The following is a 24,677-nucleotide window of genomic DNA, read 5'->3' as shown; positions in this document are numbered from 1 at the left end:
GTTGCTAAGCGGTTCCCGGAACAGCCAGCGCGGCGGCGAATCCCGCAGGCAGGCCCAACGCAAACGTGTCCAGTTCAATAAGGACAATGCCGTCCCCGGGCTCCGCGAAAGCCTCCACCGTAGCCGGATCGACCCGCAACCCGGTACCGCGTGACTTGAGCAGCGCTTCCTTGCGCGCCCAGGCAGCTGCCCGCCAGCCCGTTGCCTGGTCGGGGGGAAGCGTATTGAGCCGCTCCCGTTCGGCAGGGGTGAGGGCAACGACGTCGAACCCCGGGAACGTCACACCGGAGCTGTGCTCCAGGTCGATGCCGGGACGGACCCCCGGTTCCCGGGTGTGCACTGCTGCCAGCAGGGCCCAGCCGCGGCTGCGCGACAGGCTTAGGTTCAGGCCGGCGGGAAGACCGGCAATCCGGTAGCCTGGCCGGCCATGGTCATTCTCCGGGCCGGTGCCGCAATCAGGGCACACATAGGCGGCCGTTAGTTCTCCGGGGTGCACCGCCAGGATCCCGGCAGCAAAAGCGCGCAACGCGATCCGGCCGGCCACAAAGTCCCGCCGGGTGGGGTCGTCTTTGAGGCCCGCTGCACGGGCGCGTTCTGCTTGATCGAGGAAGGCCACACCGTCCGGTCCGACGTCGGCAAGACGAACGGACCGGACGGTGGCCCCGGCGACGGCGAGTGTTCTTCCGTGCTCTAGCGTTGGACTGCCCCGAAACGCTCGTGCGCAGCTGCCACGGCACCCTCGCGCGCCGCGGACGCCTCCTCGGCTGTCAGCGTGCGGTCAGCGGCACGGAAGCGCAGGCTGAAAGCCAGCGACTTTTTGCCGTCCTCGATGCCCTTGCCCGCGTACACGTCGAAGAGTGCAACGTCTTCAAGCAGCTCGCCGGCTCCCGCGCGCAGAGCCGACTCCACTTCGTCAGCGGGGACCTCCAGCGGCACCACCAGGGCGACGTCCTGGCTCGCCACCGGGAACGTCGACAGGTGCCGGGCGACGATCACGTCGGCGGCAGCCTCAAAGAGGGCATCGGCGTTGAATTCGAGCGCCACCGACCGTGCCGGCATGTCGTGGGCGGCCAGCAGTTTCGGGTGCAGTTCGCCGGCGTAGCCCAGGACCTCCCCGGTGCGGAGCGCCAGTTGCGCGGCCCGTCCCGGGTGGAAGGCCTGGTGCCGGCCCTGGCTAACAACGATTTCGACGCCGAGCACGTCGCCGGCGATCCGGGCGATGTCCACGGCATCGGCCCAGTCCCATACCCGGGGACTGTGGCCGGCGGCAACCGGTGAGTCGTGGCCGGTAAGCACCGCGGCGAGGTACAGCGGCTGGTCCGGCACACCGTTATACAAACCGTCGAGCACTTCATCGCCCGGCCGGACGCCAAGGGGCGGGATCGTGGCGGTGCCGAGTGTGTCACCCGGCAGGAAAACCAGCCCGGCCTCGAACAGGGCCAGGTCGCGGAAGCCGCGCGAATGGTTGCGTTTAGCCACCTCGATCAGGCCCGGCAGGATCGAGGTGCGCAGGTAGCCTTGCTCCTCGCTGATCGGGTTGGCGAGCTTGAGTGCCGTGCGCGGCGCTCCTTCAGTGGCAACGCCAAACGTGTCGTTGGCGGCCTGGGAGACGAACGGGTACGCGAGGACCTCGGTGAGGCCGGCGGCTGCCAGCGCCTGGACGAGGCGCCTGCGTTGCTGCTGGACGCGGGTCAACCCGCGGCCAGGGGGTGCCACGGGCAGTGACGCGGGGATTTTGTCATAGCCGACCAGGCGCGCAATTTCCTCGGTCAGGTCTTCCTTGGTTTCCAGGTCGTTGCGCCAGCTTGGCGCCGTCACCGTGTACCCGCCCTCGTTTTTGACAACAACTGCACCCAGGTCCTCGAGCGAGCTGAGGATCTGTTCCTCGGTGAAGTCGATCCCAATACGTTCCGCGGCGAAAGCCGCTGGCAACTCGACGGCGACGGCGGCCGGTGCGGTGCCGACGTCGGTCCCCTCGGCGACGGCGGTGCCGCCGGCGAGCTCGACCAAGAGGTCAACAACCCGCTGTGCGGCGATGCCGGCCACCTGCCAGTCAACGCCGCGTTCGAAGCGCTTGGAGGCTTCGGACGGGAGCTTGTGGCGGCGGCGGGAGCGTGCGATGGACACTTCGTCGAAGTGCGCAGCCTCCACGAGGACGTTTGTGGTGGCATCGGACACCTCGGTGGCGGCACCGCCCATCACGCCGGCAATGCCGATCGCCCCGGAACCGTCGGTGATCAGGAGGTCCTCGACGTCGAGCGTGCGTTCCTTGCCGTCCAGGGTGGTGATCTTTTCCCCGGCCGCCGCCCGACGGACCACAATGTCACCGGACAGGGTGTCCAGGTCGTAGCAGTGGGTGGGCTGGCCGAGTTCCAGCATGACGTAGTTCGAGACGTCCACCGGCAGCGAGATCGAGCGGATGCCGGCGAGCCGGAGCCGGGAGGTCATCCACGGGGGCGTGGGCTTCGTCGCGTCGACGCCCCGGACGGTGCGGGCCACAAAACGGTCACAGCCGGGCTTACCGTAGATCGGGGCGCCGTCGTTGAGCTGCACGCCGTAACCGCCGGCCAGTTCCGCAGGTGCCTGGACCCTGGCTGCCGGGTCGGTGAAGGTCGTGCCGGTCGCGTGCGCGTACTCGCGGGCCACCCCGCGGAGGGAGAACGCGTAACCGCGGTCCGGGGTGACGTTGATTTCGGCGGCCTGGTCGTAAAGGCCCAGCAGTTCCATGGCGTCGGTGCCAATTTCCGGGTCCAGCCCGATCCGCGAGAGCACCAGGATGCCGTCGTGGTCCTCGCCGATGCCAAGTTCGCGCACCGAAGCGATCATTCCCGCGGAAAGGTGCCCGTAGGTCTTCCGGGCGGAGATGCGGAAGTCGCCGGGCAGCACGGCGCCCGGAAGGGTGACAACGACCTTGTCGCCTGCCACGAAGTTGTGCGCGCCGCAGATGATGCCCTGGACGCCGGCGGGGTCGATGCCCTCGCCTGTCAGGGTCTGCTGCTGGCCTTCGGGGACCACCCGGACCTGGCACCAGTTGATGGTCTTGCCGTTGGTCTGGGGTTCCTTGACGATGCTCAGCACCTGGCCCACCACAACGGGACCCTGCAGGGCATCCGTCGGGCGGTGCACTGCTTCTTCTTCAAAACCGACCTTGACCAGGTCGGCCATCACGTCTTCGGCCGTCGCTCCGGCCGGTACCTGCGCGAATTCACGCAGCCAGGAAAGTGGGATACGCACGGTTAGATCTCCATCCCGAAGTGCTCGCTGAAACGTACGTCGCCTTCGATCATGTCGCGCATGTCGCCGACCTCGTTGCGGAACATCAGGGTCCGCTCGATGCCCATGCCGAAGGCAAAACCTGAATAGATGTCCGGATCGATGCCGGCCGCGCGGAGCACGTTGGGGTTGACCATGCCGCAGCCGCCCCATTCGATCCAGCTGGGGCCGCCTTTGGCCTCCGGGTGCCAGATGTCCAGCTCGGCGGAGGGCTCGGTGAACGGAAAGTAATTCGGGCGCAGCCGGATCTGGGCCTCGTCGCCGAACATCTGGCGCGCGAAGTGCTCCAGGGTGCCGCGGAGGTCCGCCATGCTGAGTTTCCTGTCGATGGCGAGGCCCTCGAACTGGTGGAAGACCGGCGTGTGCGTGGCGTCGAGCTCATCGGTGCGGAACACCTTGCCGGGGCACAGGACGTAAATCGGCAGTTCGCGTTCGAGCATGGAGCGGACCTGCACCGGGGAGGTGTGGGTGCGCATCAGCAGGTGGGCTTCGGGCGGCTCCACAAAAAAGGTGTCCTGCATTTCGCGGGCGGGGTGGTCCGGTTTGAAGTTCAGCGCATCGAAGTTGAACCATTCGGACTCGACCTCGGGGCCTTCGGCGATTTCCCAGCCCATGCCAACGAAGATGTCAGCGACGCGTTCCTGCAGGGTGGACAGCGGGTGGCGTGCACCGGCACGACGGCGGCGCGGAGCGGCCGTGACGTCAACCGTCTCCTCGACCAGGATGCGTGCGTCGTTCTCGGCTTCGAGCTCGGCCGTGCGGTCCGCGAGCGCCTTGTTGACACGTCCGCGGGAGGCACCCATCAGCTTGCCGGCGGCGGCCTTCTGGTCCTTCGGCAGGCCGCCGATTTCACGGTTGGCGAGGCTCAGCGCGGACTTCTCGCCGGTGTGGGCAAGCCGCACGGCTTTGAGTTCATCGAGCGTGGAGGCGGCGGCAATAGCGGCAACGGCCTGGTCTACGGCGGCGGTGATGGCGGCTTCATCCAGGGGATTCGGGACGCCGGCGCCCGGCAAAGTTTCAGTCATCTACTGTTCTTAGCTACGAGTCGGTTCATGCCAACGGGCGCAGGACCTTCAACAGGAGCAGGTACCGGCGCGTTGACAAAGGGCAGGGCCCGCCAAAATCACTCCGGCGGACACTTCCCAACAGTCTAGTTGAACGCACTCAGGTGCCCGAACCTGGGTCCCGGCTAGCATGGCCTTATGACGCCCGGACAACGGCTGCGGCAGCTGGCCAATGTATTGAATGCAACAACCCCGTTGGGCTTGTTGCTCGCCGGCTGCGCCCGCGCCCCGGTCCGCCGTGGACCCCGCGGGCTGCTGCTTGCCACCGGCTACCACTGGCGGCGGCCAATGGCCGGGGCCTTTACGGTCGGCAATGTGGTGCTCTTCCGCGCCGGACCCGGCAACGCCCTCGCCAATCCGGAACTGCTCGGGCACGAGGAGCGCCACAGCACCCAGTACGCGTGCTGCCTGGGCCTGCCTTTCCTGCCGTTGTATTTCCTGGCAGCAGCCTGGTCCCAGCTCCGGACCGGCAACCCTGGCTCGGGTAATGTCTTCGAACGGCACGCCGGGCTGCTGGCCGGCGGCTACCCGGAGCCAACCCAGGCGGCCCCCGAACAGAACGAGGCATAACATGACCGACAGTCCCAGGACCATCTCCGTCACCGGATCCGGCAGCGCGGAAGCCGAACCCGACATGCTTACCCTTTCGATAGGGGTCGAGTGCCACCGGGAGGGCGTCGGCGCCGCGTACGGCGACGCCGGCCGGGTCCTGGCAGCGATCACGGAGGCACTGCGCTCGTACGGCGTGGCGGACCCGGACATCACCACGTCGGGGCTCAATGTCCGTGCCGAGGTGAACTGGCAGGAGGGCCGGGGCCAGGTCGTGGCCGGCTACCTGGCGTCCAGCGTCCTGAGTGTCCGGCTCAGGGAGCTGGGAACGTCGTCGGCGGTCATCGCCGCGGCCGTATCGGCCGGCGGCAACGATGTCCGGCTCAACGGCCTGGAGCTCGGCTTCGCCGATCCCGCCGGCGTCTACGCCCGCGCCCGTGAGGCCGCCTGGCTGGACGCCCGCACAACGGCCGGGCACTTCGCCTCGCTCGCCGGGACGTCGCTGGGACAGGTCATCTCGCTCACCCAGCAGTCCGGACATGCAGCCCCACTCCCCGGGGCGGCGATGCAGCGGGCCGCCGCGGTGGAATCGCTTACTGTCGAGGCCGGAGAATCGTCCGTCACCGCAACGGTCGGCGTTGTGTGGGAGCTGCACGGCTAAGCCTGCCACGGGCGCAGCGGTGCGGGCCGGCGGCGGTGGACTGCAACGGCGCGCTGGCGTCCGGATACAGCGGGGCTCCTTGACTTAAACTCGAACATACCTTCGAATGGAAACCATGAGATGGGACGCGCAAGCACTTAATCCGGCGTCGGAAGACTGGGCGGCCGCCGGGCAGGGCACAGTTGCCGCCGGCGGGTCCCCGGCCGCCGCCGATGCCCTGCTGCCCCTGCTCGGGCTGGTGCGTTCCGTGACCACCCCCGAATTCGCCGGCGTCACGTTCCATGAGGTCACCGCTAAATCGGTGCTCAACAAAGTGGCCGCCGGTTCCCGAATGCCGTTCGAATGGACCATCAACCCGTACCGTGGCTGCAGCCACGCGTGTGTCTACTGTTTCGCCCGGAAAAGCCACACCTACCTCGATTTCGACGCCGGACTGGACTTTGACAGCCAGGTGGTAGTGAAAATCAACGCCGCGGAGGTCCTGCGCCGGGAATTGGCCAAGCCCTCCTGGGCCCGGCAGCACGTGGCTCTCGGTACCAACACCGATCCCTACCAACGGGCCGAAGGCCGGTACCGGCTGATGCCCGGGATCATAGGTGCCCTCGCCGATTCCGGGACTCCGCTGTCAATCCTGACGAAGGGCACCTTGCTGGCCCGGGACATCCCGCTGCTGAAGCATGCGGCTGCGCAGGTCCCGGTCGGCGTGGGCATCTCACTGGCGATGACGGACGAGCGCCTCGCCGAAGCAGTCGAGCCCGGTACGCCCGGGCCCCGGGCCCGCCTGAAGCTGATTACCCGGCTCCGGGAGGCCGGACTGCCCTGCGGCGTAATGGCTATGCCCATCCTGCCGTGGCTCTCGGACAGCGACGAGGCCCTCGATTCCCTGTTCGCTTCGCTGGCCTCGGCGGGCGCCACCGGAGTCACGGCCGGGGCGCTATACCTCAAGCCCGGCACCCGGGAATGGTTTATGCAGTGGGTCGCCAAGGAACACCCCCAGCTTGCCGGCAGGTACCGCCGGCTCTACGGCACCGGTTCCTACGCCGCCAAGGAGTACCGCGACTGGCTCTCCGGCCGCATTCGGTATTTCAAGGCCAGGCATGGGTTCTCCGGCTCGCAGGGCTTCAGCCACCGGGACCTCAACGACGATCCCGGCAGCCGTGACCCCAGGGACGAGGAAGCGCAGTATCCCGAGGGGAGCCTCCCCGAACCGGCAGCCGTCGCCGCCGGCCAGCGGTCAGCAACGCCGGCTGCACAGGCTACCTTGTTCTAGAGTTCCTTCACGGCGCCCAGGATCCGGGTGAGTGAGTCCTTGGCGTCTCCAAAGAGCAGCGTCGTTTTGGCATCAAAGAGCAGCTCGTTCTCAATCCCGGCGAAACCCGGCCGCATCGAGCGTTTGAGGAACACCACCTGCCCGGCCAGCGAAACCTCCAGGATGGGCATCCCGTAGATCGGCGCCCCGGGCGTGGATTTGGCGGCAGGGTTAACAACGTCGTTAGCGCCCACAACCAGGGCGACGTCGGTGTTCGGGAACTCCGGGTTGGCTTCTGCCAGCTCTTTTAACGCCTCGTATGGAACGTTTGCTTCCGCGAGCAACACATTCATGTGGCCCGGCATCCGCCCGGCCACCGGGTGGATGGCAAAAACCACTTCAACGCCGCGGGCCGCCAGGGCCGTGGCAAGCTCGGCGATCGTGTGTTGGCCCTGGGCGACGGCGAGTCCGTAGCCGGGCACGATCACGACCCGCTGGGCGTAGCCAAGCTGGACCGCGACGTCTTCGGGCGAGGACGAGCGCACCGGGCGGTCGCTCTGCACTGTGGATCCCGCCGTCGACCCGCCCCGGAAGGCCCCGAATATAATGCCGGCGACGCCCCGGCCCATCGCGGCGGCCATCGCCTTGGTCAGCAGGGTGCCGCTGGCCCCCACCAGGGTGCCGGCCACCACCAGCAGGACGTTGCCAAGCACAATGCCGGATGCTGCAACCGCGAGGCCGGTAAAGGCGTTCAGCAACGAAATGACTATTGGCACGTCGGCCCCGCCGACGGGCAGCACCAGCAGGAGTCCCCCGGCCAGGCCCACTGCCAGCAGCGCGGCCGCCCAGCCGGTTGAACCCGAACCGACCACAAGGGTGCCGGCGGTGACGGCGCCCAGCACCACGGCGCCCATCACCGCCGGCATACCCGGGAACAGCAGCGGACGGGTGCTGATCAGCTCCTGGAGCTTGCCCACAGTCACGGCTGAGCCGGCAAAAGACACAGCGCCGATCAACATGGTGAAGACCACGGCCACCCGCACCCAGTAATCGCCGCTGTGGCCCAGTTCCAGCACTGCCACCAGCGCAGCAGCTCCGCCGCCGACGCCGTTGAACAAGGCCACCAGTTGCGGCATGTGGGTCATCTGCACCCGCCGGGCCACCGGAACGGCGATGGCAGACCCGACGGCGATGGCGGCGAGGATCAGCGGGATGTTTGCCAGTTTCGCGGAAAGAAAGACCGTGGCGACGGCCACGAAGGCGCCGGCCGCTCCAATCGTGTTGCCTCGACGCGCGGTCCGCGGTGAGCTGAGGCCCTTCAGCGCAAGAATGAAACACACCGCGGCCGCCAGGTAAAACAGGGAGGTCCACATCGGGCTGAGGACGCTCATGGGCCGTCCCGCCGCGGACGGTCGCTGCGCCGGACAGGTTTCCGGCTGCCGAACATTTCGAGCATCCGGTCCGTTACCACAAATCCGCCGACCAAATTGGACGTTGCCAGCACCACAGCGAGGAGTGCAACCATAAGCAGCCAGGGGTCGTCCGCCTGGCCGGCCACGATGATGGCGCCAACCAGGATGATGCCATGGATGGCGTTGGCGCCGGACATCAGCGGAGTATGCAGCTTGCTGGTGACCTTCGACACAACTTCGAACCCAACAAAGACGGCGAGCACCACTACCGTCAGCAGGGTGACCGGATCCATCATCTGAGTGCCTCCAGCGCGCCGGCGGTGGCGGCGTGCCGGACGGCCCCGCCGTGGGTGAGGCAGGCGCCGGCGACAACTTCGTCGTCGAAATCCGGAACAACTTTTCCCTCTGTGGTCATCAGGGCCAGCAGGTTCGCGACGTTTTGGGCGAAAAGCCGGGAAGCATCGGAGGGCATCGAGGAAGCCGCGTCCTGCAGGCCCACCAGCGTAACGGAACCGCCGTCCACCGGGATCTGGAGGTCCTGCCCGGCGATGACTCCTTCGACGTTCCCGCCGGATTCCGCCGCAAGGTCAACAACGACCGAACCGGCCCGCATGGCTCCCACCATTTCTGTAGTTACCAGCAAAGGAGCTGCGCGGCCGGGGATGGCGGCGGTAGTGATGAGGATATCCGCCGCCCCGACGTGCGGGGCCAGCAGGGCGCGCTGGCGTATGGCCCGGTCCTCGCCCAGCTCACGGGCGTAGCCGCCACCGCCGTCCGCGGCGTCAAGATCGAGCTGGATGAAGGTGCCACCCATCGAGGCGACTTCTTCCGCTGAGGCGGCCCGGATGTCGTTGGCCGAAACCCTGGCCCCAAGGCGTTTAGCCGTACCAATGGCCTGCAGCCCGGCGACTCCGGCCCCCAGAACCAGGACCCTGGCGGGCGGGATCGTCCCCGCCGCGGTCATGTACAACGGAAAGAAGCGGGGATAGCGCACCGCGGCCTCGAGCACCGCCCGGTAGCCGGAGACCAGCGCCTGGGAACTGAGCGCGTCCATCGACTGGGCCCGGGAGATGCGCGGCACCAGTTCCAGCGCAAACGAGGTCACCCCGGCGCCCGCGAGGGCGTCCACTCCGGGCAGTTCCGACCCCGGAGAGGCGAAGCCAATAGTCACCGTGCCCGGGCGGAGTTCCCGGGCTGTCTCCGGTTCAAGCGGCCGGACGTGCAGCAAGACATCCAGTGATGCTGCCGTCAGCTCCGGAACAATTGACGCTCCCGCCGCGGCGTAGGCGGCATTGCCGTACCCGGCCGCGGTACCGGCCTGGCTCTCCACCACCAGATCGAGGCCAAGATCCATTAGCTGGCGCACGGTCTCCGGCGTCGCGGCAACCCGTCGCTCCCCCGTGCGTTGTTCCCGCCTGACACCCACCAGCACTGGCAACTCCTCTCGAATGGCTTCAGAGTAGGCACACGCTTCACCCTTTGGCGAGGGGCGGGCTCCGCAGGCGGGGATCGGCGGCGCGTCACCCGCAGCTCACCTGGACGGTTTTCAGGGCCTCCATGTCACGTCCGGGGCGCCCGAAGCGAAGCACAACACCGGCGGTCTCAGGGCCCCGGCGCCGCTGCGTCTTTCCGGCCCTCCACGGCTGTCAGCAGCGCCTCCACAATGGGCAAATCGGCCGGGATCCAGTCCAGGGCCAGCACGGCGCCGCGGTCCTGCAGATCGACCCAGCGCAGCTCGTCGTGGTCTTGGAGCGGACGCGGATCGCCGCCGAGAAGCTCTGCGAACCAGACCCGCATCACGGCACGTTCGTTAAGCGGCCAGCCCTCCGCCGCGCCCGCAGCGAGTTCTGCTCCCAGCCTGACCCGGACTCCAAGTTCCTCCCGCAATTCCCGGTGCAGGGCCTGTTCGGGCGTCTCGCCGGACTCGACCTTGCCGCCGGGAAACTCCCACATGCCGGCGAACTGCGGGGGCGCCGTCCGCCGGGCCACAAGCAGCCGGCCAGGTTCGGCGAGGGAGTCCAGTACTGCGCCGCCGACAACGTTGATGAGTCCAGTCACGCGACCAAGTCTAGGGGCAGGGCACACGTGGGAGAGAATGGAACCGGCCGGTGGCTGCGGACCTGGAATACCCGGCCCGCCCGCCCCGTTCAACTCATCAGACCGCAGATCATATTTAACTTGCCGCACCCTCCTGGTTCCACCCGGGAACGTCCCCGAAAAGCAGACGAATGACAATCACCGCACGAACACCGGCGACGCCCAAGACCGGCACCCGCACTGTTTCCCTAGCCATCGTTTCCCTCGCCATGGGCGGATTCGGCATCGGCACCACGGAATTCACGATGATGGGCCTGCTGAAGGAAATCGAGCAGGGCCTGAACATCAGCACGCCGGAGGCCGGCCATTTGATCTCCGCGTATGCCCTCGGTGTGGTGGTTGGCGCCCCTGTGCTGGCCGCCGTCGGCGCCAAGCTCCCGCGGAAGTATCTGGCCCTGGGGCTTATGCTCTTTTTCAGCGTCGCCAACCTCAGCTCCTTCATCGCCCCCGATTACGGCACTATGCTGCTTTCCCGCTTCGCGGCGGGGTTGCCGCACGGCGCCTTCTTTGGTGTTGCTGCGGTGATTGCGGCGTCACTGGTCGCCCCGACCCGGCGCGGCTGGGCTATTTCGATGGTGATGGCCGGCCTGACCGTCGCCAATGTCATCGGCGTACCGTTCGGCACCTGGCTGGGCCAGACGTATGGCTGGCGGCTGCTGTTCCTGCTGGTCGGCGGGATCGGCGTGCTGACCCTGGTGATGCTTTCAAAGTTTGTGCCGTTCCAGAAGCCGCACGCCGATGCGAGCTTCCGCCGTGAGCTGGGCGCCCTTAAACGGCTCCAGGTCTGGCTGGCGATCCTGATTGGCGTCGTCGGCTTTGGCGGTTTCTTCGCCACCTATACCTACATTGCGCACACCATGACCTCCGTGGCGGGCATTCCCTCGGCCTGGCTCCCGGCCGTTGTCGCGCTGTACGGGGTGGGCATGGTGGTCGGGAACATCGTTGGCGGCCGGATCGCGGACAAGTCAGTGATGGGAACGATCTACTGGGTGCTGCCGGGCATTGCCGCGGCACTTGTGGCCTACGCGGTGGCCGTGCATTGGCCGTGGTCCGCGTACCTGATGGTCTTCGTGGTCGGCGCGGCCGGCGCCATGCTTGTCCCGGCCCTGCAGACGCGGCTGCTGGACGCTTCTCCCGACGCCCCGTCGCTGGCTTCCTCGCTCAACCATGCGGCCCTTAATGTGGCCAACGCCTTGGGCGCATTCCTGGGTGGGCTTGTCATCGCCTGGGGCTGGGGGTACGTCGCTCCCGCGCTGGTCGGAGCCGTGCTGGCGCTGCTGGGCCTTGGAATCGCCCTCATCAGCGGACGGGTGGAACGCAAGAGGCCGCTGGTCCGGTAGCCGCACTGCGGTTCCCGGATCAGCGGCCCCTCAGCATCATGACCGGTCAGGTGGCGTTGACGCGCTGGAGGTCCGGTTCAAGGTAGATAACCCGCGCGATCGGAACAGCTTGCCGGATCCGGGTCTCGGCACTGTCGATAGCCGCAGCGATTTCCCGGCCGGTGTCGGAGCTGCCGATGCTGATCTTCGCCGCGACGAGCAGTTCCTCCGGACCCAAGTGCAGGGTCTTGAGGTGGATGATCGAGGTGCCGTCGGATTCGATGGCCACCCGGATCCTGGTGACGTCGTCCTTCGTGGCCGATTCACCGAGCAGCAGTGACTTGGTTTCGATGGCAAGCACAGCGGCGATGGCAACCAGCAGGAAGCCGATCATCGCAGTACCCAGGGCATCCCAGATGCCGTTTCCGGTGAGCAGGGTCAGGCTGACGCCCAAGAGCGCGAAGAACAGGCCCACAAGCGCGCCGAAGTCCTCGAGCAGGATAACGGGCAACTCCGGCTGCTTGGCGCTGCGGATGAACTTGACCCAGCCCTGCTTGCCGCGGAGGGGATTGGATTCGATGACGGCTGTCCGGAACGAAAACGACTCCGCGATGACGGCACCGATCAGGACGGCGAGCGGGACCCACCAGAACGCACCTTCGATGGCGTGTGGGTGCTGGAGCTTTCCCCACGCTTCATACAAAGCAAAGAGGCCGCCCACGCTGAACAGCACGATTGAGACGATAAAGGCGTAGATGTAGCGCTCCCGGCCGTATCCGAACGGATGCTCCGGACTTGCCGCCCGTTTGGCACGCTTGCCGCCCACCAGCAGCAGGAGCTGGTTGCCGGAGTCCGCGAGCGAGTGGATCGCTTCGGCCAGCATTGATGAGGAAAAAGTCAGGAAGTACGCGACGAATTTCAGGACGGCGATAGTCAGGTTGGCGGCAAGCGCCGCAACAATCGCCTTGGTACCGCCATTTGCAGCCAAGAGAGCCTCTTCTAAGGGGTTTGGGAAGGTGGTGGACTCCGGCCGATGCGCGCGCCCACAAGGAATACCGTACCTGCTCTTGCCCCGCCGCCAGCACCCGGGGCGACCGGTCCGGCGGGGCAAATAACAATTGGGTGTGCGGCTACTGACAAGCAAACCGGCCTATGTTAGCTTGAAGCCATAATCGGGATTCACCCTTTGGATGCCGACGAATATGTAGGAGGAGTAATGGGCTTTCTTGGCTGGATCATTCTCGGACTCATAGTAGGTGCAATCGTCAAGGCAGTTATGCCTGGCAGTGTCGGCGGCGGCTGGGTTACCAGTCTTGTACTCGGCGTTGTCGGCGCTATTGTCGGCGGATGGATCGGCGACCTGCTCTTCGGCGGCGGCAAGATGGAATTCTGGAACCTCGGTTCCTGGGTCCTGGCCATTGTCGGCGGCCTGGTGGTTGCCGGCGTCTACGGCGCCATCACGGGGCGCAACAAGACCACATAACTACACCGGCACAACGGCGGGAGCCCACCTTGCGGTGGACCCCCGCCGTACTTTTGTGCCCTGCTCGTTGTAGCCACGGGACCGGGAGCGGCCCCGCGGTCCCTGACTCTGTGGGCCTGACTCTGCGGGGCTTAGCGCTGCGGGGCTCCGACGTCTTGCTGCGAGCGGGCACTGGCGTAGAGGCAGACGGTTGCCGCGGTCCCCAGATTGAGGCTTTCAGCCGCGCCGTAGACCGGCACGGCCACCCGGTGGTCGGCCAGGGCGAGCTCTTCATCGGAGAGCCCTTGGGCTTCGTTGCCGAAGAGCCATGCCGTCGGGCTTTCCAGCGCGTACCCGGCGTCAGGTGCCGGTGCGCCCAGCCGGCGGGCAGCGTTCTGGTCCTGGAGCCGGTCCAGATTAAGTTCCCCTCCGCCGTCTGCGGCGAGAACTCCGATGCCACGTTCCTTGCAGCGGGCCGCCAGCTCCCCGGGCTCGGCACCAAGCACCACTGGCAGATGAAAGAGTGACCCGGCCGTCGATCGGACCGCCTTGGGATTGTAGATGTCCACACTGGAAGCGGTGAGGACAACAGCATCCGCGCCGGCCGCGTCCGCTGCCCGCAGAACGGTGCCGGCGTTACCCGGGTCGCGGACCTCACACAACACCGCCACCAGCCGCGGGCCGGCGTCAAGTACCGTCTCCAGGCTCACATCGAGGAAGCCGCAGACCGCGAGCACACCCTGCGGGGTCACCGTATCCGCCATCGCGGCGAGGACTTCGTCGGTGGCTAAAAAGGCTGTGGTGCCCTCGGCGAGTGTCTCCAGGTCAGGGTGCCGGTCCAGGCAGGACTCGCTCGCGTAAACCTCATAGACAATGCCCGGCTCCCCCGCGGCCAGCCTCTTCCGGTGCAGCACCAAGGCCTCCCGGACCGCCTGCGGCCCCTCGGCCAGGAACTCGCGGCGCTTTAAACGGGCCGGGCGCCCGGCAAGTTGTGCCACCTTCCTCACTCGATCAGCTCGAGGGTTGGAAAGTACATCATCTTGCGGGCGCCCGGTTTCGTTCATATAAGAACCTTAGTAGCTTTTCGAGCCGGTTCTTGAACGCGGTAGTCCGTGAACGAGCTCAGGTACTACTTGGCAGCCGTGTCGGCGGCCGGCTTGGCAGCGGCCTTCTTGGCGGGGGCCTTCTTCGCAGCCGGCTTCGAAGCGGCCGGTGCAGCTTCGGTCTGCACGGCCGGAGCTGACGTGTCGGCGGGCAGCGAGTCCTTGGCGATCTTGACAAGAGCGGCGAAGGCGTTGGCGTCGGAGACGGCAAGTTCGGCCAGCATCCGGCGGTCAACCTCGACCTCAGCGGCCTTCAGGCCCTGGATCAGACGGTTGTAGGTCAGGCCATTGGCGCGGGAGGCAGCATTGATGCGCTGGATCCAGAGGCGGCGGAAGTCGCCCTTCTTCTTTTTGCGGTCACCGTAGCTGTACACAAACGAGTGCAGCAGCTGCTCTTTGGCCTTGCGGTACAGGCGTGAACGCTGTCCACGGTAGCCCTTGGCGCGCTCAAGAATAACCCGGCGCTTCTTGTGGGCGTTGACCGCCCTCTTCACACGTGCCACGTGCGTACTCCTTAGAAAATCTGATCCCAAGCATCTACTGCCGGAGAAACCGGCTGGCCTGAGAAGCCTTTTTGGTAGTTGACTACTGCCAGGTGGCAATAGTCAGAGAACTTGGAACTTAGATGCCGAGCATCTTCCGGATGACCTTGGCGTCGCCCTTGAAGACGATCTTGTCGCCGGCGAGGCGGCGGGTCAGCCTGGAGGACTTGTGCTCGAGGTAGTGGCGGCGGTTAGCCTGCTGGCGGCGCAGCTTGCCGCTGCCGGTCAGCTTGAAGCGCTTCTTAGCACCACTGTGGGTCTTCATCTTCGGCATGGGAACCGATCTCCTTACGTATCCGCAGACAGGGTCTGCAGTCTTTCGTGCAGCCGCCCCTGCGGGCGGCGTGCTGGTTGCTTGCTGCCGGACGTTGCTGTCCGGCAGCCCTGAACTAGTTGGTCTTCTTGGCGGCCGGCTTGACGGCGGCCCTTGGAGCGGCCGGCCGGGCGGCCGGCTTCGGTGCCGAGGGCCGCGGGATCGGCTTCGGGGCAGCAACCGGCTTCGGTGCTGCCGCCGGAGCGGCCGCGGGAGCCTCCGGAGCCGTGGCTGCGGCCTTGGGCGCTGCCGGGGCCTTGCTAACTGCCGGCTTGGCGGCGGCCTTGGGCGCCTCACGCTTCGGAGCGGCCTTGGCGGCCTCCTGCTTCGGCTTTTCCTGGACGGCAGCCTTAGCAGCCGGGGCCTTCTCTGCCGCGGCGGCCGGAGCCTCGGCGGTTTTGGCAGCGTCGGCCGCGACGGCGTCAGCCTTGACCGTTTCCGCCGGCTCTTCGACGACGTCGGGGACGGTTTCCGCTGCCAGGGCTTCCGTGGCCGGAGCCGCTGGCACGGCCTCCTCAGCTGCTGGCGCCTCGGTCCGGACCTGGTAGCCCTCGGGAAGAAGATCCGCGAGCGACTGGGTCAAGGGTGCATCAGGTGCCGAGGTTTCGACGCGGCCTGAAGCTTTGGCTTCGTTCTCGGCTTTGGCGTCCGCCCGCTGCGACGCCCGGCGGGCTTCTGCCTTGGCTTCTGCCTTGTTCTTGAGCGGGCCAACGACCATGACCATGTTGCGGCCGTCGATCCGGGGACTGGACTCCACGACGCCAACCTCGGCGACGTCGTCCGCGAAGCGCTGGAGCAAACGGATGCCCATCTCGGGACGCTGCTGCTCACGGCCTCGGAACTGGATCATGGCCTTGACCTTGTCTCCGGCGCCGAGGAAGCGGAGCGCGTGGCCGCGCTTCGTCTCGTAGTCGTGGGTGTCAATCTTCAGGCGAAAGCGAATTTCCTTCAGGACCGTGTTGGTCTGGTTCTTCCGGGCTTCACGTGCCTTGACGGCGGCTTCGTACTTGTACTTGCCGAAGTCCATCAGCTTGCACACCGGAGGCTTGGCCTGCGGTGCAACTTCAACGAGATCAAGATCGGACTCGGCAGCCAAACGCAGGGCATCCTCAATACGGACAACGCCTACTTGTTCGCCTGCAGGGCCGACCAGCCGCACCTCGGGGACGCGGATACGCTCATTGATTCTTGGCTCGCTAATGTTAAGGCTCCTGTGTTCGTAAGGGGGTATTCCACCGGCAAAAAGAGAAGGCCCCCAATTGCCGGAGCAATCGAAGGCCTCGAAGATCGGCGCTGCCGGCCTCGAATGAGGCGGCATACATCCTGCCGGGCTGACGCCCGGGAAGAATGCCCGACCAGGTACCCGGCAACCTTACTTCTTGCGAAGCTTCCCGAAGGAGAGCGGCTGACGCGGGTGGGAGAGAACTCCGCTTGCAAACTGAAAATCGATTCTACAGAACAAATTCCGTCCGACGCACCTCCATGACGGGCATGGCGGGTTCGGACTTGTCCCGACGCTGGGCCGCAGCGGTGAACTAACGGCGCAAACAGTGGAATAACGACAATCAGTCGGTCTGTGACAAGCTTACCAGCATGAGCACATCAGAGCGTAATTCACACGTTTACGAGCCCGCCGACGCCCAAGGCGACGTTTCACAGCAGATCCGCGACATCTCCGAGGTGCCCGCAATCGAAGTCATCACCACCGCCGCAGTGCACCTGATGAGTGCCGCAGCAGTGAAGCTTGGGCTGGCCGCCGAAGAGAACGCCGACGAACTCAAGGACCTTGACGAGGCACGCAAACTGATCACGGCGCTGGCCGGACTCGTCACCGCGGCGGCGCCTGAAATCGGTTCCCAGCACGCCGGACCGTTGCGCGACGGGCTGCGGTCCCTGCAGCTGGCCTTCCGAGAAGAGTCCGTCATCCCGGACGCCCCGGGCAAGGGTCCGGGCGAAAAATACACCGGCGCAGTCAACTAGGCACCACCGGCAAACCAGCGAGTACGCGGGGACGGCGGGCAGACCATTGTGGTCCGCCCGCCGTCCCCGTTAAAGCCGTCGTCCATGCAACTGCCGGGCCAGCGGCGGTCCGTCCCGGCCGGGGCTCAGGCTGAAGCGAGGCGCCGGCGGCGGCGTTGCTGCAGCACCAGGCCCACGAGGCACAGGAGCACCCCGCCCGCCCCGACCGCCAGGAATCCGGTGGTGGGCCCGACGCCGTCGATAAAGACCCCGGCAAGCGGTGCGCCGAACGCGACGCCGCCGGTCAGCGCCGAGCCGTACCAGCCCATCGCCTCGCCGCGGCGCCGCTCGTCGACGAGCTCGGCAACCTTCTCCGAGGCGGCCGACAGCACCGGCGCGCACAACAGTCCCGGCAGCAGCGAAAGGATGCTGAGTGTCCAGGTGTCCTGCGCCAAGGACATCGGGATGGTCAGTGCGGACATACCAAGGAGCAGCAGGATCGGCGAGATCGGCCGGTGCATGGCGCCATACAGCAAACCACCGATCACCGACGCGGCGCACCAGAAAAAGAAGACCAGTCCGATCTCACCCTGGTGGCCACCGGTTTCGAGGGCGGCCACGATCCCGACGTCGGTGCCGCTCAGGACCATCCCGGCACCGCCGGCAACTGCGAAGACCGCGGCGACCGCGGTGGTGAACCAGCTGAAATTGTGGATGACCCTGCGCCGGAGCCCGGCCGGCGCCAGCCGCCTGTCCTCCGCGGCGGCAAGCGGGACGAATTCGGCCGCGGCTTCCTGCAGGTGCGCCGGGGCGGCTGCCACGACGGCGGCTTCGGCGGCGTCCTGCTGGCTGGCGCCAAAGACCGCATCGGACTCACCGTCAGACTCGGCACTGCGGGTCGGCGGGTTGAACCACATCAGGAAGAGCCCGGAAACCGAGGTGGCAATGCCGACAATTGTCAGCCCCAACACCGACTGTCCGGCGGTCGCGACCAGGGCACCCGCTGCGGGTCCGATCATAAAGACCAACTCGGTGGAGATGGCGTCCAGGGCGAAGGCCGTCCGGCGCTGTTCGCCGGAGGCCAGCACGCCGAGGGACTGGCGCACCACACTGAAGATCGGCAGCGTCAGCAGGCCACCAACAAAGACCAGCGGCAAAAGCACTTCGTAGGACACGTGCGGCACCACTGACCAGATGACCGCCTCAGAGACGACGGAGGGAATAAGCGCGCGGCGCAGCCCGACAGTATCTACCCGCCGTCCTCGCCAGGGTGCACCGACGGCAATGCCAATTGTCATCACCGCGGCCGCTGCCCCGGCAGCCGCATAGCCTTGGCCGAGGGTCAGCACAATGTGCAGGGTCAGTAAGACGCCGGCAGCGGAGTGCGGGATGCGGGCCACCATTCCGATCAGCAGGAGCCGCCTGATCGGCTGAACGGCCAGCAACTCCCGGTATATCGCGAAGTTCACGGATCACATCCTTACTGGTCGTGCCCGGGCCGGCGGAGTCTCCCCCGCCGGCCGGGGCCTATTCCGCCGCGCGCTGCAGTTTGACTTCGATCGAGTCAACCCGCTCGGCAAAAACTTCATTCCGCGCCCAGGCGTCATTAAGACCGGACACGATGGCCTGGACGCCGGCGGCGTCGAGTCCGTCTTCAAGGTACAGCAGCACCCGGAGTTCCGGGCCGGAGCCGCCGCCGGGAAGCTGCCTTCCATCGGCCGCAAGCGAGGCGACTCCGCCGCCACAATGAATTTCCACCCGCCGAACGGCAGGAAAGCCAACGGCGGCCGCCCCAAGGCTCCGGGCCAGCTCCGGATCAGCATAGGACGGTGTCCAGCCCCGCTGCTGCGCGAGGGCCCACACTGCCGGCCGCCGAACCACAAAGGTGATCGGAGAACCCGGGTCCAGCACCAGCAGTTCCGCGCCCTCAGCGACCGCGGAGAGTGCCGCGCGGGCGGCATGGACCGCCACCGGGCGAGCATGCGGGTGCCAGGCGGCGAGCGAAGCGGCGGACGTGAACACCGGCATCGCCGTCCGGCCGTCGGGCGCCTTGAGGGTCACGAGGGCCATATCGGCCTGCTTGTCTGAATGCAGGTCCGCAACGCCAACGCCTTCTTCGGCGAGCGTGGCGAGAATCGGCACAAACACCCGCGCGGTCGACAGCGCGGCCACCACCGCCGCTTCGTCGCCGGCGCCGGCGGCCAGTGCGGTCAGCGCCGCGAGGTAACCGGCGTCGGCTGCGCCGTCGTCGTTCTCGAAGTTGTGCACGCTGGCAGCTTCGCCGGCCAAGGTGCGGCCGGACCAGGGCTGGCCTGCCGAGTCTGTCGGACCGCCGGCGCCGGCCAGGGCCGCCGCGATATGACCGGGCAGCGGCCGTGCCGGGGCCCGGTCACCAGGCGTGCGCTCTTCCCCGGAGAGGTGCTCCATGCTGCGCGCGCGCTAGCGGCGGCCGGCGGCGTCGAGGGCTTCAGGCAGGGTGAAATTGCCGTTGTAGAGGGCCTTGCCGACGATCGCGCCTTCGACGCCGAGCGGCACGAGGGAGCGCAGGACCTTGAGGTCCTCGAGGCTGGAAATCCCGCCCGAGGCTACAACGGGTTTGCCGGTCTTCTCCACCATCTGGCGCAGCAGTTCCACGTTGGGCCCCTGCAGGGTGCCGTCCTTGGTGACGTCGGTGACGACGTAGCGGGAGCAACCGGCTTCCTCGAGGCGTCCGAGGACGTCCCAGAGGTCCCCGCCTTCCTTGGTCCAGCCGCGGCCGGCCAGTGTGGTGCCGCGGACGTCCAGGCCGACGGCGATCTTGTCACCAAAGCGCTCGATCACCCGGGCGGTCCACTCCGGGTTCTCCAGGGCGGCGGTGCCCAGGTTCACGCGGGCTACGCCGAGGTCAAGAGCCTTCTCAAGCGATTCATCGTCGCGCAGGCCGCCGGAGAGTTCGACTTTGATGTCGAGCCGGCCAACCACTTCGCGGAGCAGTTCGGCATTGGAACCGCGGCCGAAGGCCGCGTCGAGGTCAACGAGGTGGACCCATTCCGCGCCCTGCTGCTGCCAGTTCAGCGCCGCATCCAACGGGGTGCCGTAGCTCGTTTCGCTGCCGGCTTCGCCCTGGACGAGACGGACTGCCTGGCCGTTGACAACGTCGACGGCGGGCAGCAACTCCAGCACGGGCAGCGGGGTTTCGGTGGTCATCGTGGATCCTCAGCTCTTCAGGGACGTCGGGTGGTCAGGGTGCGGCGTGGAGTCGGTTCAGCGGGAGTCGGTTCAGCGGGAGTCGGTTCAGCGGGGGGGTCAGGCGGCGGGAAGCGTCAGGAGGTACGCGGCGAGCAGCGCCATCCCGGCCAGGACATAAAAGACCGCCTGAACCCAGCGCGGACTCTTCTGCTGGCGGAAGGACAGCGCACCGCCGACGAGCAGCCCGGCGAGCCCCATCAGGACCAAGGACCACATCTAGGCGGTCCCGGCTTCCGGGGCTGCGTCGGCCGGGGCGGCCCTCGGGCTTGTGGCTACCGCCGTCCCGGCTCGTCCCCGCAAACCCCCGACCCAGTTCCGGAGCAGGCGGGCACCGGCGTCGCCGGACTTTTCGGGGTGGAATTGGGTGGCGCACAGCGGGCCGTTTTCCACGGCCGCAATGAACGGCGCCCCGTGCTCCGACCACGTAACGAGCGGCGCGCTCATCCGAGGCTGGACCACCTCGAAGTCCCACTCCTGAACACCGTAGGAGTGCACGAAGTAAAAGCGTTCGCTTTCGACACCTGCGAAGAGCCGGGAGCCAGCCGGAACGGAAACCGTGTTCCAGCCCATGTGCGGTACCACGTCGGCGGGGAGGAGCTCGACCTTCCCCGGCCACTCCCCCATGCCTTCGACTTCGGTGCCGTGCTCGACGCCGGCTTCGAAGAGGACCTGGAGGCCAACGCAGATGGCAAGCACCGGGCGGCCCCCGGCGACGCGCCGGCCGATCATCCGGATGGCGTCCACGGCTTTGAGTTCGCGCATCACCGTTTCAAACGCGCCCACGCCGGGGACCACGAGGCCATCGGCGTTGAGCACATCGTCCGGCTTGGAACTGAGGATAACCTCGGCGCCGGCCCGTTCGAGCGCGCGGACGGCAGAACGGATGTTTCCCGAGCCGTAGTCGAGCACCGTGACTGTTGGCTTGCCCTCGGGCGACGCTGGCTTCCTGCCGGCATCCGGGTTGGTGATGGCGCCGTCCTTCAGCACTTTGCCGGTCACAGGGCACCCTTGGTCGACGGGATGCCTTCGACGCGCGGATCAGGCTCAATGGCCGCACGCAGGGCCCGGGCAAAGGCTTTGAACTGGGCTTCAACGATGTGGTGCGGATCCCGGCCTGCGGTGACGTTCATGTGCAGGCAGATCCCTGCGTGCAGGGTGATCGCTTCGAACACATGGCGGGTCAGGGAACCGGTGAAGTGTCCACCGATCAGGTGGTACTCCTGGCCGGCAGGCTCGCCGCCGTGGACGAGGTACGGGCGGCCGGAAACATCCACCACGGCGTGCGCAAGCGCCTCGTCGAGGGGGACGGTTGCTTCGCCGAAGCGCCGGATCCCGGCTTTGTTGCCGAGGGCGGTGCGCAGGACCTCGCCGAAGGTGATGGCGACGTCCTCGACCGTGTGGTGGACGTCGATGTGTGTGTCCCCGGTGGCCTTGACTGTTATGTCGATCAGGGAGTGCTTGCTCAACGCCGTCAGCATGTGGTCATAAAACGGGACCGAGGTGCTGATGTCCGAGACGCCGGTTCCGTCCAGGTTGATCTCGACAAGGACGGAAGATTCGCTGGTGGTCCGTTCCATGCGTGCGGTCCGGCCCTCGGTAGCGGTTGATCCGGGGATGCTCATGTGGGTGTCCTTTGGATGACGACGGTGCCCGGCGTGCAGGCAGTGTGGATGTCCGGTGTTAAGTCTAGGCGGGCGGCGCTGCGCGGCCGGCCAGGAGTCGCTCGAGGGCTCCGAGGAATGCTGTGGTTTCCGTCTCAGTGCCCGCAGTGACCCGCAGATGCCCGGGGATGCCAACGTCCCGAATGAGCACACCCGCGTCCAGCAGCCCCTGCCAGACCTCGTGCGGACTGTCGAGACCGCCAAAAAAGACGTAGTTCGAATCAGAGGCAGCAGGCTTGAGGCCCATACGCTGCAGCTCGGCAACTATCCTGTCCCGTTGTCGCTTGATGTCCTCAACATCCGCCATCAGGGCGACCCGGTGCCGCAGGGCGGCCAGGGCTGTTGCCTGGGTGATCGCCGAAAGGTGGTACGGAAGCCGCACCAGCCGCAGCGCATCGGTGACCTCGGGCGCTGCCGCCATGTAGCCAACGCGGGCACCGGCAAGGGCAAAAGCCTTGCTCATGGTGCGCGAGACGATCAGGCGCTCCCGCCCGGGCAGGAGGGTGAGGGCGCTCGGCGTGCCGTCGTGGGCGAACTCGTGGTACGCCTCGTCGACGATCACTATCGTCTGGCTGGCTTCGCCGGCTTCGTACACGGCCTTCACCACGTCCAGGCCCAGACCCGTACCGGTGGGGTTGTTCGGGGAACACAGGAAGACGATATTCGGCTGCAGTTCCCGGACCTGGCGGGCGGCCGAGCCGGCGCTCAGGCCGTAGTCCTCGGCACGGATGCCCGTGATGTATCCGGTGTCCGTTCCGGCGGCCAGCAGCGGATACATAGAGTACGTGGGAGGGAAACCAAGGGCAGTGCGCCCCGGACCGCCGAAGGCCTGGAGGATCTGCTGCAGCACCTCGTTGGAACCGTTTGCCGCCCAGATGTTCTCCGCGCCCAGCCCGTGGCCCAGGTATTCCGCAAGGGCTTCGCGCAGCTCCGTAAACTCGCGGTCCGGATAGCGGTTCAGGCCGGCGGCGGCAAGGGTAACCGCCTCCGAGATCGCGGCGAGCACATCGGCCGGGACACCGTGGGTGTTTTCATTGACGTTCAGCAGGATGGGAACGTCAAGCTGCGGCGCACCGTAGGGCGTCAGTCCGCGAAGATTGGTCCGGAGGGGAAGTCGGTTCAGGCGCTCTAACTGGTCAGTCACCTCACTAGTTTAAGTGAGATCGCCGCGGGCCCGGAAACTGTGACACCTGACCCATCGCTCAATGGCCCTACGTGGACGGAATGAAAAGGGCCTGGCCCGGCACCACGCGTGCCGCCTCGAGGTTGTTCAGCTCGATGATGTCGGCAACGACGTCGCGGGGGTCACGGCTGGGCACCACGGCGGCGGCAATGGCCCAGAGCGACTCCCCCGGCTGCACCGTCACGGTGACAGTTGGTGTGGGTGACAACTCAGCGGTGGACTCTGCCGCTTTGGCGGGCGCGTTGAGGAAGCCGCTCAGGGTCAAAATCAGTGCAGCCAGCAGCATCAGCGGCACGCCGATAAAAACAAGGCGCCCCCGGCGGGTGAGCTTCAGCGGCGCCTGCCGGGCACGCGGCCCGCGGACGGCGTTGAGCTGCCGGCTGCCGGGGCTGTCCTGCACGGCAGGGGCGGACCCGCCGCCGGGTGCGCCGGCGTCGTGCCGGCCGTAGTTGCCGAATGCGTCGCGGCCGAAAGTGTCGTGAAACGCGCTTGATGCTGACATGAACTGAGCCCTTCCTGGACCATACTGTGCCGCCCGGCGCACTCCACATACGTGCCGCCAACCGGCCTAACTTTCGAACAAACAACCGAACGCCATGCCCTGCACGGGCAACTAAGTAATAGAACACATGTTCGAATCTTGTTAGTTCTGTTTTAGCACTTATTAACGAACATTGTCGAGACTCGCTAGAACAAATGTTTGAAAAAGCGGTGTGGCTGGCCTAGGTTTGACTCAAAGAACAACCACTTCTGCAGTTGATCAGCAGGGTCTGACATTTCAGGCCGGAAGTTCCCGGCGGCCGCAGCCACGGCAGCCGGGCGGAACGGAAAGGCGTTGGCGAACATGGCAGCACAAGCCACTGGCGGCAGGGCCACCCAGCGGGGCCCGCAGGCTGCCCGGCCACCGAAGAGCCTTACCGTTCGGCAAAAGAAGATTCTGGAAACTATCCAGCGCTCCGTGACGGACAACGGCTACCCGCCGTCCATGCGCGAGATCGGCGACACGGTAGGACTGGCCAGCCTCTCCAGCGTCACCCACCAGCTCGCACAACTGGAAAAGCTGGGTTACCTGCGGCGCGACCCGAAGCGCCCGCGTGCCATGGAAGTGCTGATGCCGCTGACCCTCGATGAGGGAAGCACAAAGATCCCAGCCGCCAAGGCCGGCGGGCTGCGGACCGTGGGCGGGCTGTCCGTGTCCGAGTTGAGCAGTGCCACCGACACCGCCATGGTGCCGCTGGTGGGCCGGATCGCGGCCGGCGGTCCGATCCTGGCCGATCAGGTCGTTGAGGACGTGATGCCGTTGCCCCGCCAGCTGGTGGGCCACGGCGAGCTGTTTATGCTCAAGGTCGCCGGGGATTCCATGATCGATGCAGCCATCTGCGACGGCGACTGGGTGGTGGTGCGCCAGCAGGGCGACGCCGTCAACGGAGATATCGTGGCCGCGCTGCTGGACGACGAGGCCACCGTTAAGACCTTCCGGCAGCGCGACGGCCACACCTGGCTGCTGCCGCAGAACACGCAGTACGAGCCCATACTCGGCGACCACGCCGTCATTATGGGCAAAGTCGTCTCGGTACTGCGCTCGCTGTAGCCCGCGTTGGT

At 66.7% G+C, this 24,677-nt stretch carries 27 protein-coding genes; 7 read left to right on the top strand and 20 right to left on the bottom strand.

The window, feature by feature from the left end; translation table 11 throughout:
- Positions 1–4: 4 nt before the first annotated feature.
- The 3 genes from QK287_RS04360 to pheS form a co-directional block, all read right to left on the bottom strand.
- The gene (locus QK287_RS04360) at positions 5–616 is read right to left on the bottom strand and encodes a 4'-phosphopantetheinyl transferase superfamily protein (protein WP_282359398.1); all 612 of its coding nucleotides are present in this window, start codon (positions 614–616) and stop codon (positions 5–7) included.
- Positions 617–690: 74 nt separating this feature from the next.
- A complete protein-coding gene (gene pheT / locus QK287_RS04355) occupies positions 691–3,234 on the bottom strand; it encodes a phenylalanine--tRNA ligase subunit beta (protein WP_226774725.1) in 2,544 nt (847 codons plus the stop codon).
- Positions 3,235–3,236: 2 nt separating this feature from the next.
- Positions 3,237–4,298 carry a phenylalanine--tRNA ligase subunit alpha gene (gene pheS / locus QK287_RS04350; RefSeq protein ID WP_282359397.1) on the bottom strand — a complete coding sequence of 354 codons (1,062 nt, stop codon included), beginning with the start codon at positions 4,296–4,298 and terminating at the stop codon, positions 3,237–3,239.
- 177 nt (positions 4,299–4,475) lie between these two features.
- Here pheS and QK287_RS04345 point away from each other — a divergent pair, with 177 nt between their 5' ends.
- The 3 genes from QK287_RS04345 (at position 4,476) to QK287_RS04335 (ending at position 6,817) form a co-directional block, all read left to right on the top strand.
- Positions 4,476–4,907 (top strand): hypothetical protein, encoded by a 432-nt coding sequence (locus QK287_RS04345; RefSeq protein ID WP_282359396.1) that lies wholly within the window; start codon positions 4,476–4,478, stop codon positions 4,905–4,907.
- A 1-nt stretch (position 4,908) separates the two neighbouring features.
- Positions 4,909–5,547 carry an SIMPL domain-containing protein gene (locus QK287_RS04340; protein WP_282359395.1) on the top strand — a complete coding sequence of 213 codons (639 nt, stop codon included), beginning with the start codon at positions 4,909–4,911 and terminating at the stop codon, positions 5,545–5,547.
- A 115-nt stretch (positions 5,548–5,662) separates the two neighbouring features.
- Entirely contained in the window at positions 5,663–6,817 is a 1,155-nt protein-coding gene (locus QK287_RS04335) for an Rv2578c family radical SAM protein (protein ID WP_226774735.1), read from the top strand.
- On the opposite strand, the gene QK287_RS04330 is transcribed toward QK287_RS04335, so the two are convergent.
- The 4 genes from QK287_RS04330 to QK287_RS04315 all read right to left on the bottom strand — a co-directional run bounded on the left by QK287_RS04330 (position 6,814) and on the right by QK287_RS04315 (position 10,266).
- Positions 6,814–8,187 (bottom strand): NAD(P)(+) transhydrogenase (Re/Si-specific) subunit beta, encoded by a 1,374-nt coding sequence (locus tag QK287_RS04330; protein ID WP_282359394.1) that lies wholly within the window; start codon positions 8,185–8,187, stop codon positions 6,814–6,816. The genes QK287_RS04335 and QK287_RS04330 overlap by 4 nt on opposite strands.
- The gene (locus tag QK287_RS04325) at positions 8,184–8,501 is read right to left on the bottom strand and encodes an NAD(P) transhydrogenase subunit alpha (protein WP_226774736.1); all 318 of its coding nucleotides are present in this window, start codon (positions 8,499–8,501) and stop codon (positions 8,184–8,186) included. Before QK287_RS04325 ends, QK287_RS04330 begins: the two co-directional genes overlap by 4 nt.
- A complete protein-coding gene (locus QK287_RS04320) occupies positions 8,501–9,640 on the bottom strand; it encodes a Re/Si-specific NAD(P)(+) transhydrogenase subunit alpha (RefSeq protein ID WP_226774730.1) in 1,140 nt (379 codons plus the stop codon). The genes QK287_RS04325 and QK287_RS04320 overlap by 1 nt, the downstream gene beginning before the upstream one ends.
- A gap of 170 nt (positions 9,641–9,810) precedes the next feature.
- On the bottom strand, positions 9,811–10,266 hold the full coding sequence (locus QK287_RS04315; protein ID WP_226774731.1) for a (deoxy)nucleoside triphosphate pyrophosphohydrolase: 456 nt from the start codon (positions 10,264–10,266) through the stop codon (positions 9,811–9,813).
- A gap of 170 nt (positions 10,267–10,436) precedes the next feature.
- Between QK287_RS04315 and QK287_RS04310 the strand changes: the two genes are divergently transcribed.
- The gene (locus QK287_RS04310; RefSeq protein WP_226774196.1) at positions 10,437–11,645 is read left to right on the top strand and encodes an MFS transporter; all 1,209 of its coding nucleotides are present in this window, start codon (positions 10,437–10,439) and stop codon (positions 11,643–11,645) included.
- A gap of 46 nt (positions 11,646–11,691) precedes the next feature.
- Here the strand turns inward: QK287_RS04310 and QK287_RS04305 are convergent, their stop codons facing one another.
- Positions 11,692–12,612 (bottom strand): cation diffusion facilitator family transporter, encoded by a 921-nt coding sequence (locus tag QK287_RS04305; protein WP_226774195.1) that lies wholly within the window; start codon positions 12,610–12,612, stop codon positions 11,692–11,694.
- Positions 12,613–12,840: 228 nt separating this feature from the next.
- Between QK287_RS04305 and QK287_RS04300 the strand changes: the two genes are divergently transcribed.
- Positions 12,841–13,107 (top strand): GlsB/YeaQ/YmgE family stress response membrane protein, encoded by a 267-nt coding sequence (locus QK287_RS04300; RefSeq protein ID WP_253033207.1) that lies wholly within the window; start codon positions 12,841–12,843, stop codon positions 13,105–13,107.
- 131 nt (positions 13,108–13,238) lie between these two features.
- On the opposite strand, the gene QK287_RS04295 is transcribed toward QK287_RS04300, so the two are convergent.
- The 4 genes from QK287_RS04295 to infC form a co-directional block, all read right to left on the bottom strand.
- Positions 13,239–14,150, bottom strand: coding sequence for an RNA methyltransferase (locus QK287_RS04295; RefSeq protein WP_282359392.1), 912 nt, complete (start codon positions 14,148–14,150; stop codon positions 13,239–13,241).
- 65 nt (positions 14,151–14,215) lie between these two features.
- Complete coding sequence (gene rplT / locus QK287_RS04290) at positions 14,216–14,692, bottom strand: 50S ribosomal protein L20 (RefSeq protein WP_282359391.1); 477 nt, start codon at positions 14,690–14,692, stop codon at positions 14,216–14,218.
- Between the two features lie 118 nt (positions 14,693–14,810).
- Positions 14,811–15,005: a 50S ribosomal protein L35 gene (gene rpmI, locus QK287_RS04285; RefSeq protein WP_009358635.1), complete on the bottom strand. Its 195-nt coding sequence runs from the start codon at positions 15,003–15,005 to the stop codon at positions 14,811–14,813.
- 115 nt (positions 15,006–15,120) lie between these two features.
- On the bottom strand, positions 15,121–16,230 hold the full coding sequence (gene infC / locus QK287_RS04280) for a translation initiation factor IF-3 (RefSeq protein ID WP_282359428.1): 1,110 nt from the start codon (positions 16,228–16,230) through the stop codon (positions 15,121–15,123).
- A 407-nt stretch (positions 16,231–16,637) separates the two neighbouring features.
- Here infC and QK287_RS04275 point away from each other — a divergent pair, with 407 nt between their 5' ends.
- Entirely contained in the window at positions 16,638–17,024 is a 387-nt protein-coding gene (locus QK287_RS04275; RefSeq protein ID WP_226774191.1) for a DUF1844 domain-containing protein, read from the top strand.
- A gap of 125 nt (positions 17,025–17,149) precedes the next feature.
- Here QK287_RS04275 and QK287_RS04270 read toward each other — a convergent pair whose 3' ends face one another.
- From QK287_RS04270 to QK287_RS18500, 8 genes are all read right to left on the bottom strand, one after another.
- Entirely contained in the window at positions 17,150–18,472 is a 1,323-nt protein-coding gene (locus QK287_RS04270) for an MFS transporter (protein WP_226774190.1), read from the bottom strand.
- A 58-nt stretch (positions 18,473–18,530) separates the two neighbouring features.
- A complete protein-coding gene (locus QK287_RS04265) occupies positions 18,531–19,430 on the bottom strand; it encodes an SseB family protein (protein WP_282359390.1) in 900 nt (299 codons plus the stop codon).
- Between the two features lie 12 nt (positions 19,431–19,442).
- Complete coding sequence (gene priA / locus QK287_RS04260; protein WP_226774188.1) at positions 19,443–20,189, bottom strand: bifunctional 1-(5-phosphoribosyl)-5-((5-phosphoribosylamino)methylideneamino)imidazole-4-carboxamide isomerase/phosphoribosylanthranilate isomerase PriA; 747 nt, start codon at positions 20,187–20,189, stop codon at positions 19,443–19,445.
- A gap of 99 nt (positions 20,190–20,288) precedes the next feature.
- On the bottom strand, positions 20,289–20,447 hold the full coding sequence (locus QK287_RS04255) for a hypothetical protein (protein ID WP_253033213.1): 159 nt from the start codon (positions 20,445–20,447) through the stop codon (positions 20,289–20,291).
- Complete coding sequence (gene hisH, locus QK287_RS04250; RefSeq protein ID WP_282359389.1) at positions 20,448–21,230, bottom strand: imidazole glycerol phosphate synthase subunit HisH; 783 nt, start codon at positions 21,228–21,230, stop codon at positions 20,448–20,450. It abuts the gene before it with no gap.
- Positions 21,227–21,853 (bottom strand): imidazoleglycerol-phosphate dehydratase HisB, encoded by a 627-nt coding sequence (hisB, locus tag QK287_RS04245; RefSeq protein WP_226773804.1) that lies wholly within the window; start codon positions 21,851–21,853, stop codon positions 21,227–21,229. The genes hisH and hisB overlap by 4 nt, the downstream gene beginning before the upstream one ends.
- Before the next feature lie 64 nt (positions 21,854–21,917).
- Positions 21,918–23,036: a histidinol-phosphate transaminase gene (locus tag QK287_RS04240; RefSeq protein ID WP_226773805.1), complete on the bottom strand. Its 1,119-nt coding sequence runs from the start codon at positions 23,034–23,036 to the stop codon at positions 21,918–21,920.
- A 67-nt stretch (positions 23,037–23,103) separates the two neighbouring features.
- A complete protein-coding gene (locus tag QK287_RS18500) occupies positions 23,104–23,577 on the bottom strand; it encodes a LysM peptidoglycan-binding domain-containing protein (RefSeq protein ID WP_309485673.1) in 474 nt (157 codons plus the stop codon).
- Positions 23,578–23,919: 342 nt separating this feature from the next.
- On the opposite strand from QK287_RS18500, the gene lexA reads away from it, so the two are divergent.
- Positions 23,920–24,666: a transcriptional repressor LexA gene (gene lexA / locus QK287_RS04230; RefSeq protein WP_226773806.1), complete on the top strand. Its 747-nt coding sequence runs from the start codon at positions 23,920–23,922 to the stop codon at positions 24,664–24,666.
- The last annotated feature ends 11 nt before the right edge of the window (positions 24,667–24,677 follow it).

The sequence above is a fragment of the Arthrobacter sp. AL05 genome, assembly GCF_029960715.1.
GTDB lineage: Bacteria > Actinomycetota > Actinomycetes > Actinomycetales > Micrococcaceae > Arthrobacter.
Note: the sequence above shows the minus strand (reverse complement) of the source record. Positions and strands in the feature narration are given on the sequence as shown.

Bases quoted from the DNA above. Each gene is read 5' to 3' on its own strand.
- hisB (WP_226773804.1), bottom strand. From the start codon at position 21,853: ATGAGCATCCCCGGATCAACCGCTACCGAGGGCCGGACCGCACGCATG.
- QK287_RS04345 (WP_282359396.1), top strand. From the start codon at position 4,476: ATGACGCCCGGACAACGGCTGCGGCAGCTGGCCAATGTATTGAATGCA.
- QK287_RS04275 (WP_226774191.1), top strand. From the start codon at position 16,638: ATGAGCACATCAGAGCGTAATTCACACGTTTACGAGCCCGCCGACGCC.
- QK287_RS04325 (WP_226774736.1), bottom strand. From the start codon at position 8,501: ATGGATCCGGTCACCCTGCTGACGGTAGTGGTGCTCGCCGTCTTTGTT.
- lexA (WP_226773806.1), top strand. From the start codon at position 23,920: ATGGCAGCACAAGCCACTGGCGGCAGGGCCACCCAGCGGGGCCCGCAG.
- QK287_RS04340 (WP_282359395.1), top strand. From the start codon at position 4,909: ATGACCGACAGTCCCAGGACCATCTCCGTCACCGGATCCGGCAGCGCG.
- QK287_RS04300 (WP_253033207.1), top strand. From the start codon at position 12,841: ATGGGCTTTCTTGGCTGGATCATTCTCGGACTCATAGTAGGTGCAATC.
- rpmI (WP_009358635.1), bottom strand. From the start codon at position 15,005: ATGCCGAAGATGAAGACCCACAGTGGTGCTAAGAAGCGCTTCAAGCTG.
- QK287_RS04265 (WP_282359390.1), bottom strand. From the start codon at position 19,430: ATGGAGCACCTCTCCGGGGAAGAGCGCACGCCTGGTGACCGGGCCCCG.
- QK287_RS04255 (WP_253033213.1), bottom strand. From the start codon at position 20,447: ATGTGGTCCTTGGTCCTGATGGGGCTCGCCGGGCTGCTCGTCGGCGGT.
- pheS (WP_282359397.1), bottom strand. From the start codon at position 4,298: ATGACTGAAACTTTGCCGGGCGCCGGCGTCCCGAATCCCCTGGATGAA.
- priA (WP_226774188.1), bottom strand. From the start codon at position 20,189: ATGACCACCGAAACCCCGCTGCCCGTGCTGGAGTTGCTGCCCGCCGTC.
- QK287_RS18500 (WP_309485673.1), bottom strand. From the start codon at position 23,577: ATGTCAGCATCAAGCGCGTTTCACGACACTTTCGGCCGCGACGCATTC.
- QK287_RS04330 (WP_282359394.1), bottom strand. From the start codon at position 8,187: ATGAGCGTCCTCAGCCCGATGTGGACCTCCCTGTTTTACCTGGCGGCC.
- QK287_RS04310 (WP_226774196.1), top strand. From the start codon at position 10,437: ATGACAATCACCGCACGAACACCGGCGACGCCCAAGACCGGCACCCGC.
- QK287_RS04335 (WP_226774735.1), top strand. From the start codon at position 5,663: ATGAGATGGGACGCGCAAGCACTTAATCCGGCGTCGGAAGACTGGGCG.
- QK287_RS04295 (WP_282359392.1), bottom strand. From the start codon at position 14,150: ATGAACGAAACCGGGCGCCCGCAAGATGATGTACTTTCCAACCCTCGA.